Source organism: Agromyces sp. H17E-10 (genome assembly GCF_022919715.1).
Lineage (GTDB): Bacteria > Actinomycetota > Actinomycetes > Actinomycetales > Microbacteriaceae > Agromyces.
In genome coordinates this window covers 3233733-3249860 of sequence record NZ_CP095042.1, presented here as the reverse complement: position 1 = coordinate 3249860, position 16128 = coordinate 3233733, and the positions used below count along the sequence as shown (strand labels likewise).

At 72.0% G+C, this 16128-nt stretch carries 17 protein-coding genes and 1 tRNA gene; 4 read left to right on the top strand and 14 right to left on the bottom strand.

The window, feature by feature from the left end; genetic code table 11:
• Positions 1-95: 95 nt before the first annotated feature.
• Genes MUN74_RS14745 through MUN74_RS14735 form a run of 3 tightly spaced genes read left to right on the top strand, consistent with a single transcriptional unit; the run spans position 96 to position 1140 of the window.
• A complete protein-coding gene (locus MUN74_RS14745; protein WP_244853189.1) occupies positions 96-449 on the top strand; it encodes a YidH family protein in 354 nt (117 codons plus the stop codon).
• Positions 446-769: a DUF202 domain-containing protein gene (locus MUN74_RS14740; protein WP_244853188.1), complete on the top strand. Its 324-nt coding sequence runs from the start codon at positions 446-448 to the stop codon at positions 767-769. The genes MUN74_RS14745 and MUN74_RS14740 overlap by 4 nt, the downstream gene beginning before the upstream one ends.
• Positions 766-1140: a hypothetical protein gene (locus MUN74_RS14735; protein ID WP_244853187.1), complete on the top strand. Its 375-nt coding sequence runs from the start codon at positions 766-768 to the stop codon at positions 1138-1140. Before MUN74_RS14740 ends, MUN74_RS14735 begins: the two co-directional genes overlap by 4 nt.
• A gap of 11 nt (positions 1141-1151) precedes the next feature.
• Here MUN74_RS14735 and MUN74_RS14730 read toward each other — a convergent pair whose 3' ends face one another.
• From MUN74_RS14730 to MUN74_RS14705, 6 genes are all read right to left on the bottom strand, one after another.
• Positions 1152-2270, bottom strand: a complete 1119-nt coding sequence (locus tag MUN74_RS14730; RefSeq protein WP_244853186.1) for a DUF998 domain-containing protein — start codon at positions 2268-2270, stop codon at positions 1152-1154.
• Between the two features lie 137 nt (positions 2271-2407).
• The gene (locus MUN74_RS14725) at positions 2408-2908 is read right to left on the bottom strand and encodes a hypothetical protein (protein WP_244853185.1); all 501 of its coding nucleotides are present in this window, start codon (positions 2906-2908) and stop codon (positions 2408-2410) included.
• Positions 2909-2921: 13 nt separating this feature from the next.
• Positions 2922-4625, bottom strand: coding sequence for a long-chain-fatty-acid--CoA ligase (locus tag MUN74_RS14720; RefSeq protein ID WP_244853184.1), 1704 nt, complete (start codon positions 4623-4625; stop codon positions 2922-2924).
• Positions 4626-4627: 2 nt separating this feature from the next.
• On the bottom strand, positions 4628-5662 hold the full coding sequence (locus tag MUN74_RS14715) for a ribose-phosphate diphosphokinase (RefSeq protein WP_244853183.1): 1035 nt from the start codon (positions 5660-5662) through the stop codon (positions 4628-4630).
• Positions 5663-5676: 14 nt separating this feature from the next.
• Positions 5677-7116, bottom strand: coding sequence for a bifunctional UDP-N-acetylglucosamine diphosphorylase/glucosamine-1-phosphate N-acetyltransferase GlmU (gene glmU / locus MUN74_RS14710; RefSeq protein ID WP_244853182.1), 1440 nt, complete (start codon positions 7114-7116; stop codon positions 5677-5679).
• 80 nt (positions 7117-7196) lie between these two features.
• Positions 7197-7268: transfer RNA gene (locus tag MUN74_RS14705), tRNA-Gln, on the bottom strand.
• 149 nt (positions 7269-7417) lie between these two features.
• Here MUN74_RS14705 and MUN74_RS14700 point away from each other — a divergent pair.
• On the top strand, positions 7418-7915 hold the full coding sequence (locus MUN74_RS14700; RefSeq protein ID WP_244853181.1) for a MarR family winged helix-turn-helix transcriptional regulator: 498 nt from the start codon (positions 7418-7420) through the stop codon (positions 7913-7915).
• A 27-nt stretch (positions 7916-7942) separates the two neighbouring features.
• Here MUN74_RS14700 and MUN74_RS14695 read toward each other — a convergent pair whose 3' ends face one another.
• From MUN74_RS14695 to MUN74_RS14660, 8 genes are all read right to left on the bottom strand, one after another.
• Complete coding sequence (locus tag MUN74_RS14695) at positions 7943-8602, bottom strand: methionine ABC transporter permease (protein ID WP_244853180.1); 660 nt, start codon at positions 8600-8602, stop codon at positions 7943-7945.
• Positions 8602-9630: a methionine ABC transporter ATP-binding protein gene (locus MUN74_RS14690; protein ID WP_244853179.1), complete on the bottom strand. Its 1029-nt coding sequence runs from the start codon at positions 9628-9630 to the stop codon at positions 8602-8604. Before MUN74_RS14690 ends, MUN74_RS14695 begins: the two co-directional genes overlap by 1 nt.
• A gap of 114 nt (positions 9631-9744) precedes the next feature.
• Positions 9745-10656, bottom strand: a complete 912-nt coding sequence (locus tag MUN74_RS14685; RefSeq protein ID WP_244853178.1) for a MetQ/NlpA family ABC transporter substrate-binding protein — start codon at positions 10654-10656, stop codon at positions 9745-9747.
• A 183-nt stretch (positions 10657-10839) separates the two neighbouring features.
• Positions 10840-12693, bottom strand: coding sequence for an ABC-F family ATP-binding cassette domain-containing protein (locus MUN74_RS14680; protein WP_244853177.1), 1854 nt, complete (start codon positions 12691-12693; stop codon positions 10840-10842).
• A gap of 65 nt (positions 12694-12758) precedes the next feature.
• Positions 12759-13760: a 4-(cytidine 5'-diphospho)-2-C-methyl-D-erythritol kinase gene (locus MUN74_RS14675; protein WP_244853176.1), complete on the bottom strand. Its 1002-nt coding sequence runs from the start codon at positions 13758-13760 to the stop codon at positions 12759-12761.
• 63 nt (positions 13761-13823) lie between these two features.
• Positions 13824-14366: a DUF4287 domain-containing protein gene (locus MUN74_RS14670; protein ID WP_244853175.1), complete on the bottom strand. Its 543-nt coding sequence runs from the start codon at positions 14364-14366 to the stop codon at positions 13824-13826.
• A 9-nt stretch (positions 14367-14375) separates the two neighbouring features.
• Positions 14376-15257, bottom strand: a complete 882-nt coding sequence (rsmA, locus tag MUN74_RS14665; protein WP_244853174.1) for a 16S rRNA (adenine(1518)-N(6)/adenine(1519)-N(6))-dimethyltransferase RsmA — start codon at positions 15255-15257, stop codon at positions 14376-14378.
• A gap of 5 nt (positions 15258-15262) precedes the next feature.
• Entirely contained in the window at positions 15263-16126 is an 864-nt protein-coding gene (locus MUN74_RS14660) for a TatD family hydrolase (protein ID WP_244853173.1), read from the bottom strand.
• Positions 16127-16128: the final 2 nt, after the last annotated feature.

The window sequence follows — 16128 nt, the reverse complement described above, 5'->3', positions numbered from 1 at the left end:
CCACGTGGCATCATCGACCGGATGCCGCTTCGCGAATCGCCCGCTTCCCCACGGAGGCGGGCGATTCGCGTTTCCGCCGCCGCTAGGCTCGACGCATGGCCGAACCGAAGTGGCGCAGCGAGGGCGACGACCCCGACTACCGGTTCACGCTCGCGAACGAGCGCACGTTCCTCGCGTGGATCCGTACGGCGCTCGCGCTCATCGCGGGCGGCGTGCTGCTGCACGAGTTCGCCGCGAACGTCGGCCCCGACGTCGTCGTCACGGCGCTCGCGGTCACCCTCGGGCTGGCCGCGGCGGCGCTCGCGCTGCTGTCGTACTTCCGCTGGCGCAGCAACGAGATCGCGATGCGCCGCGGCGGCCGGCTCGGCTACAGCTGGGCGCTGCCGGTGCTCGCGGGCGTCTGCCTCGTCACGGCGATCGTGCTCACCGTCTTCCTGGCGCTGCCGTGACCGACGTGCCCGTTCGCGACCCCGGGCTCCAGCCCGAGCGCACGACGCTGTCGTGGAGCCGCACGGCGCTCGTCGTCGCCGTGAACGCCCTGCTGGCCCTGCGCACCGGCTTCGTCGAGGGCGAGGACTGGCTCGTCGTGACGGGCGTCGTGCTCATCGGGGCGGCTGCCGCGGTCGCCGGAGCCGGCGCGGTGCGACGCCGCCAGCTCGACGAGGGCCGGTACGTGCCGCCCGTCGCGCTCGTCATCGCGGTCTCCGCCGTCACCGTCGTCGCCGCCGCCGCCGGTATCGCCTCCATCCTCGGACGGGGCGCCCCGTGAGCGACGAGTACCGCACCGGACCCGACGGCCCCGACGACGTCCCGCACGATGATCGCCCGGTCTTCGGCGCCCGTCGACGGCGCGTCCTCCGGATCACCGTGCTCGTCGCCCTCGGCGCGCTCGTGCTGCCGCTCGTGCTGTCGCTCGTCGGGCAGGCGCAGTCGGCCGCGGCCCGCGCGTGCGCGGTCTACGTCCAGCGGTTCGACGCCGAGGCGCTCGACTCGCAGGTATCGCTCGAACTGTTCGGCCCAGGCGGACCGGGCTGGCAGTGCTCGGCGGTCGCGCCGGGCGGCATCGTGACCCCGGTCGCGAACCTCGGCCTGCTGCCGACGGCGCCGGCACCGATCGGGCCCGGCGAGCGCGGCACCTGAGCTCGGGCGGCTCAACGCATCGCGTCGGCGCCCGTGACGTCGGCCGCCCCGTCATCGGCGCCCGAATCCGGCCCGGTCGGCGTCGCCTCACCGGGGTTGCGGAGGAAGACGATGACCCAGCCGAACACGAGCACGGCGACGACGAGCTCGACCGCGGTGAGGTTGTAGTAGCCGTTGATGAAGAACACGGCCATCACGACGATGATCGCGACGTCGACGTAGCCGAGGATGACGAACGGGCGCGGCGCCGCCGGCAGCCAGCGGGGCAGCGCGAACACGAGCACCGTGAAGACGATCGCCATGCCCGTCGCGGCGAGGTTGTGCGCCTGCAGGTACTCGTCGACCGGGAAGACGCCCACGCAGGCGAGCAGGATGCCGAGGAGGGCGAGCATCGCCGTGACCTTGCGCCGGCCCTTGACCGCCTTCGGCGTCGAGGCCGGGATGGACGAGACGGCGTAGTGCGCGATCGTCGTCACGAGCACGCCCGCGATGATGAGCGTCAGGTTGAAGGCGAGCGCCGAGAGGTCGTCGGTCATGCCGAGCGAACTGAGGTTCATCTGCCACCAGTGCGGGTCGGATGCGCTGAGCATGCTCGCGATCGCGCCCAGCGCGAGGAAGACGGCGAGCACGAGCGACAGCATCATCGGGCTCATGTGCACCGACGAGAGGAACACGGCGTAGGCCGTGAGCGCGACGGCGACGCCCGTCAGCGCCGCAGCCGGCACCGAGAAGACCACCGCGTCGATGAAGCTGAGGCTCAGCACGGAGGCGAGACCGGTCCAGCCGAGCAGCGCGATGACCGCGTGCGCGATCGCGAGCGCCGCCACGTCGAACCAGCGCAGCCGCCCCCGACGCGCGGCGCGGTCGGTGACGCCGGCCCGGCCCGCCCGCGTCGAGACCACCGCCCGACCGAACACGAACACCGCACCGGCGACGACGGCCGACGTGATCGCGATCGCCTGGCCGAGCGAACCCGGCCCCGAGATGGGCCACTCGCCGTCTCGGTAGAACAGCCAGGAGACGGGTGCCACGACGACGAGCACGGCACCGGCGAGCAGCAGCGCGACCGATTCGAGCGACTGCGTGCTCGCGGCCGGACGACGTAGCAACCTGGCGATCGACGTGGACATCGCACTCCCTCGGCTCGGTGTTCAGCCGCAACCTAGCACCCGCGAGAAGACGAGCCCAAGACCCTCGATCGGGGAGTCGCCCGGTGGTGTCGATCCGGCGCTGCGCGCCGACTCGACCGGCCGACGGCGCTGCGCGCCTACTCGGTGGCCGACTCGGCCGGGAAGACCCGCTTGTACCGGCGGCCGTCGGGCAGTTCGACCGTGCGCGCCTCGAGTTGCCCGCGGGTCACCCGTTGGTAGATCGCCTGCGCGGTGACCCCGTACTTCGCCGCCGCCTCGGCGACGGAGAGGCCCGGCAGGTCGGTCGGCACGCTCGACGGGCGTTCGCGCTTGCGGCGGCGGCTCGCCTCCTGCCGGTCGGCGATGGCCGCGTCATCCCCGGCCCAGCGGTATTTCGCGGCCGAGGGGCTGAGGCCCGCCGCATCCGCGATCTCCTCCCACCCGGTGCCGGCGGCGACCGCCTCGCGCACCGCCGCGAGCACGGCCGGGTCGGCCTCGAGGGCGGCGACGAGCGACCGGATGCCGCGCAGGCGCTCGAGCGGAGCCGCATCCCCCTCGCCGTCGCCGGCCGAGGCGAGCGCGTCGAGTGCCACGAGCTCGGCGAGCGCACGCGCGGTCTCGGCGGAGAGGAACGACACGGCGGCGGCCCGATCAGCCGTTCAGCAGGCCGTTGCGCACCTCGCGGCGCAGCACCTTGCCGATGAGCGAGCGCGGCAGGTCGTCGGCCTGCACGACGCGCTTGGGCACCTTGTACGGGGTGAGCCCGTCGCGGGCGAACTGGCGGATGGCGGCCTCGTCGAAGGTCGCGCCGTCGCGCAGCACGACGACCGCGACGACCTGCTCGCCCTGTCGTTCGTCGGGCAGGCCCACGACCGCCGCGTCCTCGATGTCGGGGTGCGCGCGCAGCGCCTCCTCGACCTCGCTCGGCGAGACGTTGAACCCGCCCGTGATGATGAGCTCCTTGATGCGGTCGACGATGCGCACGAAGCCCTCGTCGTCGATCGCGACGATGTCGCCCGTGCGGAACCACGGCGCCCCGCCGTCGGGGTCGTCGACGAAGACCGCCTCGGTCTCCTCGGGCTTCTGCCAGTACCCCGAGAACACCTGCGGGCCGCGCACGACGAGCTCGCCCTCGGCGCCGGGGGCGACGTCGGTCATGGGGTCGTCGGGGTCGACGACGCGGCACTCGGTCGACGGCAGCGGCAGGCCGACGGTGCCGGCTTTGCGGTTCTCGGCGACGGGGTTGGCCATGAGCACGGGCGAGCACTCGCTGAGCCCGTAGCCCTCGACGAGGTAGCCGCCCGTCGCGGCCTCCCAGGGGTCGACGACCTCCGCCGACAGCGGCATGGCCCCCGAGATCGCGATCTGGATGCCGCGGAGCGAGACCCCCTCGGCGGCTGCGGCCTTCGTCAGCCGGTCGTAGATCGGCGGCACGGCGGGCAGGAAGGTCGCGGGCCGCTTCTTCGCGACCTTGAGCACGAGGTCGGGGTCGAACTTCGGGAACAGCACGAGCCGGGCGCCCATGCTCATCGCGAAGGTGAGGCAGAGCGTGAGCCCGTAGGCGTGGAACATCGGCAGCACGGCGTAGACGACGGCGCTGCCGCGCGGCACGTCGGGCACCCACGCGCGGGCCTGCGCGGCGTTCACCTCGAGGTTCGCGTGCGTGAGGGTCGCCCCCTTGGGACTGCCCGTCGTGCCGCTCGTGTACTGGATGAGCGCGACGTCGTCGACGGTCGGCGCGATGATGTGGGGATCGATCGGCTTGGAGCCCGTCAGCTCCTCCCAGCGGATCGCGCCGCGGACCTTCGTCGTCAGCGCGGCACGCGACTCGCGGGCCTTCGCGATCGGCAGGCGCAGCATGGCGCGCATCGTGAACGGCATCGCGCGGGTCACGTCGACCGAGACGAGGTGCGCCACCTCGATGTCGGCGGGGAACGCCTGGACCGTCTCGACGACGTTGCTCCACACGATGGCGACGCGGGCGCCGTGGTCCTCGAACTGGTGGCGCAGCTCACGCGGCGTGTAGAGCGGGTTGTGCTCGATCACGATGGCGCCGAGCCGCAGCACGGCGTAGAACGCCACGATGTGCTGCGGGCAGTTCGGCAGCACGAGCGCGACCGTGTCGCCCTTCTGCACGCCGAGCAGTCGCAGCCCTTCGGCGACCCGCTCGATCTCGTCGCCGAGCTCGCGGTACGTCGTCGTGCGCTCGAAGAACTCGAGCGCGACGTGGTCGGGGTACTGCTCGACCGAGGCCCGGATGAGGTCGTAGAGCGACCCCTCGGGCGTCTCGACCTCGTCGGGCACGCCGTCGGCGTAGCTCGCGACCCACGGGCGGCCGGGCAGGGCCGAACGCACGATCAGGCCTCGCCGTTGAACATGCTCGTGACCGAGCCGTCTTCGAAGACCTCGCGGATCGCGCGGCCGAGGAGCGGCGCGATCGGCAGGATCGTGAGGCCGTCCCAGCGCTTCTCGGCGGGCAGCGGGACGGTGTCGGTCACGACGACCTGGTCGATCGCCTCGTCCTGCAGGCGCTCGGTCGCGGGGTCGCTGAAGATCGGGTGGGTCGCCGCGACGATGACCTTCTCGGCGCCGTTCGCCTTGAGCGCCTGCGCCGCCTTGACGATCGTGCCGCCGGTGTCGATCATGTCGTCGACGAGCAGGCACACGCGGCCGCCGACGTTGCCGACGATCTCGTGCACGGTGACCTGGTTGGCGACCTTCGGGTCGCGGCGCTTGTGGATGATCGCGAGCGGCGCGCCGAGGTCGTCGGCCCACGTGTCGGCGACGCGCACGCGACCCATGTCGGGCGAGACGACCGTGAGCTTGGCACGATCGTCGGCCGAGAGGCTCTCCTGGAAGTGGCGCAGCAGCACGGGCTTCGCGAACAGGTGGTCGACGGGGCCGTCGAAGAACCCCTGGATCTGGGCGGCGTGCAGGTCGACGCTCATGATGCGGTCGGCGCCGGCGGTCTTGATCAGGTCGGCGACGAGGCGGGCCGAGATCGGCTCGCGGCCGCGGCCCTTCTTGTCTTGCCGGGAGTACGGGAAGTACGGGGCGACGACCGTGATGCGCTTCGCCGAGGCGCGCTTGAGTGCGTCGAGCATGATGAGCAGCTCCATGAGCCACTCGTTGACGGGCGGGCCGAACGACTGCACGACGAAGACGTCGCAACCACGCACCGACACCTCGAAGCGCGTGTAGATCTCGCCGCTCGCGAACGTGCGGTGCTCGGTCGGGGCGAGCTCGGTTCCGAGGGTCGCGGCGACCTGCGCGGCGAGCTCGGGATCGCTGCGACCGGAAACGACGACGAGGCGCTTCTTGGTCTTGGCCTGGAGGCCGGGTGCGATGTTGTTCTCTCGGTCGAGATCGACGATCTTCTTCTTGCGCCCCATGGCTCGCCTTCTGCTCACTCGCCTCGTTCGGCCGACCGGGCCTCGGCGGCCACCCGAGCCGCCTCGGTACCCGGTCGATGCTCTTCGACCCACCCCTCGATGTTGCGCTGAGGCGCCACGCTGAGGGCCAGTGCCCCGGCGGGAACGTCTTTGCGGACGATCGCGCCGGCTCCGGTCTTCGCTCCGGGACCAAGCCTAACGGGCGCGACGAGCACGGTGTGCGAACTCGTGTGCACCTCGTCGGCGATCTCGGTGCGGTGCTTGTTGACGTCGTCGTAGTTCGCGGTGATGGTACCCGCGCCGAGGTTGACCCCGCGGCCGATCGTCGTATCACCGACGTACGAGAGGTGCGGCACCTTGCTGCCCTCGCCGATCGTCGTGTTCTTCGACTCGACGAAGGCGCCGATCTTGCCGTCGGCGCCGAGCACCGTGCCCGGACGCAGGTACGACCACGGTCCGACGGTCGCGCCCGCGCCGATCACGGCGAGCGTGGCGTCGGTGCGCTTCACGTGGGCGCCGGCGCCCACCTCGCAGTCGACGAGGGTCGAGTCGGGGCCGACGATCGCGCCGGTCTCGACGAGCGTGGCGCCCTTGAGCTGCGTGCCGGGGCGGATGGTCACGTCGGGCTCGAGCTTCACGGCGAGGTCGATCCACGTGGTCGCCGGGTCGTCGATCGTGACGCCCGCGAGCTGCCAGCCGCGCACGATGAGGGCGTTGAGGCGGGCCGCCGTCTCGGAGAGCTGGGCGCGGTCGTTGACGCCCGCGACGAGCCACGGCTCGGAGACCGGCACGGCCTCGACCTCGGAACCCGCGGCGCGGAGCAGCCCGATGACGTCGGTCAGGTACTTCTCGCCCTGCGCGTTGTCGGTCGTGAGGTTCGCGAGCTGGTCGCGCAGCGCCGAGGCGCCGAAGGCGTAGATGCCGGCGTTGATCTCGGCGATCGCGCGCTCGTCGTCGGTGGCGTCCTTCTGCTCGACGATGCGGTCGAACCCGCCCGCGTCGCCGCGGACGATGCGCCCGTAGCCCGTCGGGTCGTCGTAGATCGCCGACAGCACCGAGGCCGCCGACGCCGTGCCGCGGTGCCGCTCGAGGAATCCGGCGAGGGTGTCGGCGTCGAGCAGGGGCACGTCGCCGTTCAGCACGAGCACGTCGCCGTCGAAGTCGGCCGGCAGCGCGGCGACGGCGAGCTCGACCGCACGGCCGGTGCCGTCGACCTCGTCCTGGTCGACGATCACGATGCCCGGGAACTCGGCCTCGACGGCGGCGGCGACGCGGTCGCGCTCATGGCGCACGACGGCGAGCACGTGCGCGGCGTCGAGCGCACGCGCCGTCGCGAGCACGTGGCCGACGAGCGGCGTGCCCGCGAGGGGGTGCAGCATCTTCGGCAGCGACGACTTCATGCGGGTGCCCTGGCCGGCGGCGAGGACGATGATCGCGAGGTTCTGGTCGGTCATGCGGGCTTCCTGTCGGTTGCTGGCGGATGCTGCGACGCCGGCGCCGGGCTCTGGCTCGAGCCGTGATCGCCGCGGTCGGGCTCCGCCACCAGGATTCGAACCTGGTCCTCACAGCTCCAAAGGCTGTCGTGCTGCCGTTACACCATGGCGGATCGCGCGAACGGGTCGCGTCGCGCGCTCATCAAGTCTGCCATGGCGGCCGGGGCCCGAACGGCGACCCCGGTGCCCGCCCGCGGTCGGGCGGACGCCGCCCCGGGGCATCCGCGCCGGCTCACCGCGACACCGGCGGGATAATGGCGGGGTGAGTGATGCAGACGAGGTCGACCGGATCGTCGACGACTGGGAGCGCGAACGCCCCGACCTCGATTTCGCCCCGTTGCAGGTGCTCTCGCGCGTGGCGCGCCTGTCGAAGCACCTCGACCGCGCCCGCCGGCAGGCGTTCGCCCGGTCGGAGCTCGAGGCGAGCGAGTTCGACGTGCTCTCGGCGCTGCGCCGCGCCGGGTCGCCGTACCGACTCTCCCCCAAGCAGTTGCTGCAGCAGACGCTCGTCTCGAGCGGCACCATGACCAACCGCATCGACCGGCTCGTCGAACGCGGGCTGGTGAGCCGTCAGACCGACCCGAACGACGGCCGCGGCATCCTCGTCGAGATGAGCCCCGCGGGGCTCACCCGGGTGGATGCCGCGATCACCCGCCTCGTCGACGCCGAGGCCGAGCTGCTCGCACGCCTGCCCGCGGCGGAGCAGAAGCGGCTCGCGGGCCTGCTGCGCAAGCTCAGCCTCGGCTTCGACACGCTCTGACGGGCGGGCGGCCGGATCCGTGTCGCGCTACCGGCGCATCACCTTGCGCGCGAGCCAGTTGCCGAGGAACTGCAGCACCTGCACGAAGACCACGATGAGCAGCAGCGCCGCCCACGTGATCGCCGGCTGGTACTGCCGGAACCCGTAGACGAGCGCGAAGTTGCCGAGGCCGCCGCCGCCGATGAACCCGGCCATCGCGGTCATGTCGACGATCGCGACGACGATGAACGTGTAGCCGAGGATGAGCGGTCCGAGCGCCTCGGGGATGACGACCGTGCACAGTGTGCGCACGGGCCCGGCACCCATCGACCTCGCCGCCTCGATGACGCCCGGCGACACCGTCACGAGGTTCTGCTCGACGATGCGCGAGATCGCGAACGACGCCGCGATCGACAGCGAGAAGATGAGCGCGTCGTTGCCGATGCCGATGCCGATCACGTAGCGCGCGAGGGGCTGGATCGCCGCGAGGAAGATGATGAACGGGATGGGCCGGAAGAAGTTGATGACGACGTTGAGCACGTTGTACACGACCCGGTTCGGCATGAGGCCGCCCGCCCGCGTCGCGTAGAGCACGACGCCGAGCACGAGGCCGGCGAACCCGCCGATGAGCAGCGTCAGCGCGACCATGTAGAGGGTCTCGGCGGCGGCGACCCAGAAGTCGGGTCCGAGTTCTGCCAGGCGATCCATCAGCGGGCCTCCGTCACTTCCACGCGGGCGCCGATCGACGCGAGCGCGGCATCGATCGCGGCATCCGCGCCCCTGATCGCGAGCGTCAGGTGACCGAACGCACGCCCCTGGATGTCGTTGATGCCGCCGTAGACGAGCTCGAAGTCGAGCCCGGCGGCGGCGAGTTCGAGGAACACCTGCGCCTGCGACGCGTCGGCGTCACGGAACGAGATCGTGACGATGCGCCCCTCGTGCCGCTCGCGCAGCACCGCGAGCTCCGCGGGCGAGGGCACCCCCTTCACGACCGTGGCGACGAACCGGCCCGACGCCGGGTTCTGCGGGGCGGAGAACACGTCGAACACGTCGCCGTTCTCGATCACCCGGCCGCCGTCCATGACCGCGACCTTCGTCGCGATCGACTGGATGACGTCCATCTCGTGGGTGATCACGATGATCGTCACGCCGAACTCGCGGTTGACGCGCTTGAGGAGCTCGAGCACCTCCTGCGTGGTGTCGGGGTCGAGCGCGCTCGTCGCCTCGTCGGCGAGCAGCAGGCGGGGCGAGGTCGCGAGCGCGCGGGCGATGCCGACGCGCTGCTTCTGCCCGCCCGACAGCTGATCGGGGTAGGCCCCCGCCTTGTCGGCGAGCCCGACGAAGTCGAGCAGCTCGGTCACCCGGGCATCGATCTCGGCGCGCTTCCAGCCGGCGACCTTCAGGGGGTAGGCGACGTTGCCGCGCACGGTCTTCGCCTCGAACAGGTTGAACTGCTGGAAGATCATGCCGATGCCGAGCCGGATGCCGCGGAGTTCGCGTTCGCCCAGGCCGACGATCTCGCGGCCGTCGAACTCGATGGATCCGGCGCTGGCCGGCTCGAGCGCGTTGACGAGCCGGAGCAGCGTCGACTTGCCGGCGCCCGAGTAGCCGATGATGCCGTACACGTCGCCCGGTTCGACGTCGAGGGTGACGTCGTCGACCGCGACGATCTCGGCCCCGTTGCGGTCGGGCGCGGGATACGACTTCGTGACGTTCTTCAGCGCGACGAGCGCCATGGTGGTTCTCCTCCTGGGCTCGTGGCCCGTCTGGAACCGCCGCGGGGCGGCGCGCACCGGTTCGATGCGCACCGCCCTCGGCGAGTGGTCGCCCCCGCGGGGGCGAGCCGTCGATCAGCCCTTGTGGGCCTCGGTGTCGGCCTGGACCTTCGCGAGCGAGTCCTCGAGCTCGCCGACGGGCGTGGTGACCGGCACGGCGGTGCCGCCCGACGCCTCGATGAGGCCGGCCTGCACGTCGGGGTCGGTCTGGAAGATCTCGACGAGCTTCCGGTAGGTCGCGTTGTCCTGGTCCTCCGCGCGGGTGGCGAAGATGTTGACGTACGGCAGCGCGTTCGGGTCGGTCGGGTCGTCCTGCGCGATGGCGTCGTCGAACGACAGCCCCGCGTCGGCGACGTAGTCGTTGTTGATGACCGCGGCGGCGACGTCGGGCAGCGAGGTCGGGGTGAGCGACGCCTCGAGCGCCGTGACCTTGACCTTCGAGGCGCCCTCGTCGATGTCGGCGAGGTCGGAGAAGATGGTTCCGCCGCTCTTCAGCTCGATGAGGCCGGCCGACTGGAGCACGAGCAGGGCGCGGGCCTGGTTCGACGGGTCGTTCGGCACGGCGACGGTCTCGCCCTGCTTGATGTCATCGACCGACTCGTACTTCGTCGAGTAGAGGCCGAGCGGGTAGATCGCGGTCGCGCCGATCGGCGCGAGGTCCTGGCCCGCTGACACGTTGTAGTCGGCGAGGAACACGATGTGCTGGAACTGGTTCAGGTCGAGCTCGCCCTCCGTCGTCGCGGGGTTCGGCTGCGTGTAGTCGCTGAAGTCGACGACGTCGATCGTGATGCCCTCGTCGGCCGCGGCCTTCTCGAACGCGTCCCACTGGGGGTCGCCCGCGCCGACCACGCCGATCTTCACGACGTCGTCGGAGCCCCCTTCGGCACCGGCGGCGGCGCCGTTCGAGGCGCAGGCCGCGAGCGAGGCGACGAGGGGCACCGCGGCGAGCGCGGCGAGAACTGAGGTGAAGCGGGTACGGCGTGACATGGGGTTCCTCTCTCGGTGGGCGCACGCGAACGAGGGCCGGATCGGCTGCATGCCGGCATGGCTCCGCCACGGAGGATGTCGGTGGGGGCTTCGATGCCGCGAACGCGGGCGCATCTCCACGTTAGGCGAAGGATCTTCGCCCTGTTGACCACGTGGTCACAATGCGTCACAGCTTCTGCGACGTCACCCTTCGAGAATCTCAGATACTTCGAGCCAGCGGGTTTCGAGGTCGGCCACGGATGCCTCGAGCGCACGCAGTTCGTCGCCGAGGGCGCCGAGCCCGACGTAGTCGGACTGGTCGTGGCGGGCGAGCTGCTCGTGGTGCCGGGCGATCTCGCCCTGCAGCTTCTCGAGCCGGCGATCGATCGAGGCGAGCTCCTTCTCGGCTGCACGTCGGTCGGCGCCCGACAGGGCCGGCGCCTCCCCCGTCGCGGGTTGAGGAGGGAGCGCAGCGACCGTCTCGAAACCCGGTCGCGCGCGCGACGACGACCCCGAGGCATCCGCCGCCGCCCCGGCCCGCAGCTCGAGGTACTGCTCGACGCCGCGCGGCAGGTCGCGCAGGTGCCCGTCGATGACCGCGAGCTGCCGGTCGGTCACGCGTTCGATCAGGTACCGGTCGTGCGAGACGACGAGCAGGGTGCCGGGCCAGGAGTCGAGCAGGTCCTCGATCGCGGCGAGCATGTCGGTGTCGAGGTCGTTCGTGGGCTCGTCGAGGATGAGCACGTTCGGCTCCTGCAGCAGGATGAGCAGGAGCTGCAACCGGCGCTTCTGCCCGCCCGAGAGGTTCTTCACCGGGGTCGAGAGCTGCTGGCTCGAGAACCCGAGGCGCTCGAGCAGCTGCCCGGGCGTGAGCTCGACGGCCTTCGAGCCCTGCCCGATCGTGTAGCTCGCGCGCTGCTCGGCGACGACCGCCGACACCCGCTCGTCGCCCCACTCGGCGAGCTCGGCGAGCTCCTGGCTGAGCGTCGCGATCTTCACGGTCTTGCCGCGCTTCACGCGACCCGCGGTCGGCTCGACCGCGCCCGTCACGAGCCCGAGCAGGGTCGACTTGCCGGCGCCGTTCACGCCGAGGATGCCGGTGCGCTCCCCCGGCGCGATGCGCCACTCGATGTCGCGCAGGATCGTGCGCGGCTCGCCGTCGAGGCCGGGGAACTCGACCGTCGCGTCGAGCAGGTCGACGACGTCCTTGCCGAGCCGCGAGACCGCGAGCCGACTCAGCTCGACGGCGTCGCGCACCGGGGGCTCGTTCTCGATGAGCTGGTTCGCCGCCTCGATGCGGAACTTCGGCTTCGACGTGCGGGCGGGCGCGCCGCGGCGCAGCCACGCGAGCTCCTTGCGCATGAGGTTCTGCCGCTTCGCCTCGGCGACGGCGGCCATGCGGTCGCGCTCGACGCGCTGCAGCACGTACGCGGCGTAGCCGCCCTCGAACGGTTCGACGATGCCGTCGTGCACCTCCCAGGTGGCGGTGCACACCTCGTCGAGGAACCACCGGTCGTGGGTGACGACGACGACCGCGCCCGCACCCGCGGCCCAGCGGCCCTTCAGGTGCCGCGCGAGCCAGGCGATGCCCTCGACGTCGAGGTGGTTCGTCGGCTCGTCGAGGAACAGCACGTCCCAGTCGCCCACGAGGAGGGCCGCGAGCCCGACCCGGCGCCGCTGCCCGCCCGACAGGCTCGCGATCGGCGCCTGCCACGGGACATCCGACAGCAGGCCCGCGATGACGTCGCGCACCTTCGCGTCACCGGCCCAGACGTGCTCCTCGATGCCGCCGACGACGAACTCGGCGACCGTCTTGCCGGGGTCGACCACGTCGGCCTGGTCGAGCATGCCGATCGTGAGCCCGCGCCGCTGCGTCACGCGGCCACCGTCGGGTTCGAGCCGCCCGGCGAGCAGCTTCAGGAGCGTCGACTTGCCGTCGCCGTTGCGGCCGACGATGCCGATGCGGTCGCCCTCGTCGATGCCGAGGGTGACCTCGTCGAAGACGGTGCGCGTCGGGAACTCGAGATGCAGGCGCTCGGCGCCGAGGAGGTGTGCCATGACCGAACGAGCCTAGCCTGCGCCGGTCGGGTGCGGTCGCCCGTCAGCCGGCCGACCCCCGCACGTCAGTCGTGCATGAGGCGCGCGCCGTGCACCGCCCCGTGCGCGTGCAGCACGTTCAGGCCCGCCGCCGACAGCGTGACGCGCAGGTCGACGGCCGCGGTCGAGTCTTCGACGAGGAACGCGATCGTGGGGCCCGAACCCGACACGATGCCCTCGAGCGCCCCGGCGTCGCGGCCGAGCTCGATCGTGTCGAGGAGTTCGGGGCGCAACCTGCCCGCGCCCGCCTCGAGGTCGTTGTGCAGCGCTGCGGCGAGCCGGTGCGGGTCGCCCGCGCGAAGCGCCTGCAGCACCGCGTCGTCGACCGTCGGCGTGCCGAGCGGCGCGGAATGGGCGTAGCGCTTCGCCTCGGGGCGCGGCAGGCCGGCGCGGGCGGCCTCGGCGACGGCCAGCTCGAATCCCTCGGCCTCCTCGTCGCGGATCACGTCGAGCTCGCGGTACACGGCCGGGGTCGAGAGACCGAAGTCGGCGATCACGAGCACCCAGTGGAACGACCCGGTCGCGAGCGCGGGGCTCAACCGGTCGCCGCGGCCGGTGCCGATGGCGGTACCGCCCGAGAGCGCGAAGGGAACGTCGGCGCCGAGCTTCGCAGCGAGGGCGTGCAGCTCCTCCTTCGTGAGGCCCGTGCCCCAGAGCGCGTCGCACGCGACGAGCGTCGCCGCGGCGTCGGCGCTGCCGCCGCCCATGCCGCCCGCGATGGGCACGTGCTTCTCGATCTCGAGGCGCACGCCGCCGGGAACGCCCACCGTGCGCGCGAGCAGCTTCGCCGCCTTGATCGCGAGGTTCGAGCCGTCGGTCGGCAGACCCGCCACGTCGACCGACCCCGAGAAGCCGACGCTGAACTCGTCGTCGGGCCAGGCGCGCACGTCTTCGTAGAGCGACACCGCCTGGTATGCGGTCGCGACGTCGTGGTAGCCGTCGGGCTGCACGGCGCCGACGCGCATGAAGAGGTTGATCTTGCCCGGCGCCCGAACGTGCACTGCCTCGTCGGCCCAGGCGATCGTCATGCCACCACGCTACCCGACGGCCTCCGCGTCCCCGCGTGCACGCGCACGTCGCGCGCGTCGCGGTCAGCCGACCTCGGCGAGCCAGCCTCGCATGCGCGCCTTCACGTCGGCGAGGCGGTCGCCGTCGGGCATGCGGCCCCACGTCAGCCCGATCGAGCTGCGTCCGCCGGATCGTTCGGTCGACGAGGCGAGCACGAACTCGCCGCCGTCGAGGGGGAACCGGGCGGTGGGATGCTTCGCGCCGAGGTTCAGCGCGAGCGGGGCGACGCCGAGCTCGCGTTCGACGAGCGCCGCGAGCGCGCGCAGCCCCTCGGTCTTGTCGAGGTCGACCGTGCGGGTGACGCTCGCCTCGTAGGTGCCGTCCTGCCGCTGCCCCGGGCGTCGGATGCCGCGCGCCTGCTCGTACGCGACCGTGACGCTCTGCGCCCACCACGCGTCGACCCGGTGCTCGGCGACGAGCCAGGTCGCGACGTCCTTGTGGGTCCACGTCGCCGCGTCCGCGGCATCCAGCAGCTCGAACCACTCGTCGCGCGGCCTGCCGGTCGCTGCCTGCACGGCGTCGTCGCCGACCCCGTCGGCGTTCGCCCCCACCGTCGTCTTCGCCATGCGACGAGGCTAACCAGCCGTCCGCGCGACGCGCAGGAAGTCGTCGACCGTGAGCTGCTCGCCGCGCGCCTGCGGATCCACGCCTGCCGCCGTGAGCACCTCGGCCGCAGCGGCGGAACTGCCGCCGAGCACGCCCGAGAGCGACTGCCGCAGCATCTTGCGTCGCTGCTGGAACGCCGCGTCGACGAGCGCGAATGTCGCGACGCGCTCGGCCTCGGTACCGGGCGCCTCACCGCGGTCGAACCCGACGAGCACCGAGTCGACATTCGGCACGGGCCAGAAGACCATGCGCGAGACCTGCCCGGCCGTGCGCCACCGCCCGTACCAGGCGGCCTTCACGCTCGGGGCGCCGTACACCTTCGAGCCGGGCTCGGCGGCGAGCCGGTGGCCGACCTCGGCCTGCACCATGACGACGCCCGAGACGAGCGACGGGAAGTGCTCGAGCAGGTGCAGCAGCACTGGCACCGAGACGTTGTACGGCAGGTTCGCGACGAGCCGCACGGGCTCCGCGGGCAGCTCGGTCACGCGAAGCGCGTCCTGGTGCACGACCGTGAGCGAGGTGCCGGGCTGCATGATCGCGACGGTGTGCGGCAGCTGCTCGGCGAGTCGGCCGTCGATCTCGACGGCCACGACGTCGGCCCCCGCTTCGAGCAGCCCCAGGGTCAGCGATCCGAGCCCGGGCCCGATCTCGAGCACGGTCTCGCCGCGCTGCACCCCCGCGGTCTGCACGATGCGGCGCACCGTGTTCGCGTCGTGCACGAAGTTCTGCCCGAGCTTCTTCGTGGGCGTGACGTCGAGGAGTTCGGCGAGGTCGCGGATCTCGGCGGGGCCGAGCAGGCGCGGCGTCGCGGTCTCGGCGCCGTCGACGGGCTCGGCCTCGTGGCGGTGCATGCCGCTCATCCTGCCATGTCGACGGCCCACGACCCGTACACGTCGACCGTGTTCTGCGCGAGCTGCGCGCAGAACTCGTCGAGCGGGGCGCCGAGGGTCTCGGCCATGAACCGCACCGTGAGCGGCACGAGGTACGGCGCGTTCGGCCGGCCGCGGAGCGGCGCGGGCGTGAGGTACGGCGCATCGGTCTCGACGAGGATGCGGTCGCGCGGCACGACGCGCAGCGCGTCGCGCAGGTTCTCGGCGTTCTTGAACGTCACGTTGCCCGCGAACGAGCAGTACCAGCCGGCGTCGGCGGCGATGCGGGCGAGCTCCTCGCCGCCCGAGAAGCAGTGGAACACCGTGCGCTCGGGCGCTCCGACGCGACGCAGGGTCGCGACGACGTCGTCGTGCGCGTCGCGATCGTGGATCTGCAGCGCGATGCCGTGCCGCTTCGCGATGTCGATGTGCGACTCGAACGCGTGGAACTGCGCGGGTCGACCGTCATCTCCCGTACGGAAGAAGTCGAGCCCGGTCTCGCCGACCGCCCGCACGCGCGGCTGCGCCGCGAGCTCGTCGATCACGGCGAGTGCGTCGTCGAGCGAACCGGATGCCTCGAGCTCGGGCGCCTCGTTGGGGTGCAGTGCGACCGCCGCGAGGAGCCGCGCCTCGCGCGCGGCGGCCTCGGCCGACCAGCGGCTCGTCGCGACGTCGGTGCCCACCTGAACGGCCCCCGCGACGCCGACGGCCGCGGCTCGCTCGAGGTGCTCGTGCAGCGTGAGCATGGTCTCGGGCCGACCAGGCGGGGCGTCGTCCGAGGGTTCGAGGTGCGTGTGGTTGTCGTAGACCGCGACCGGCAGCGGTTCGGGCAGCGGCGGGTACTCGGGCACCA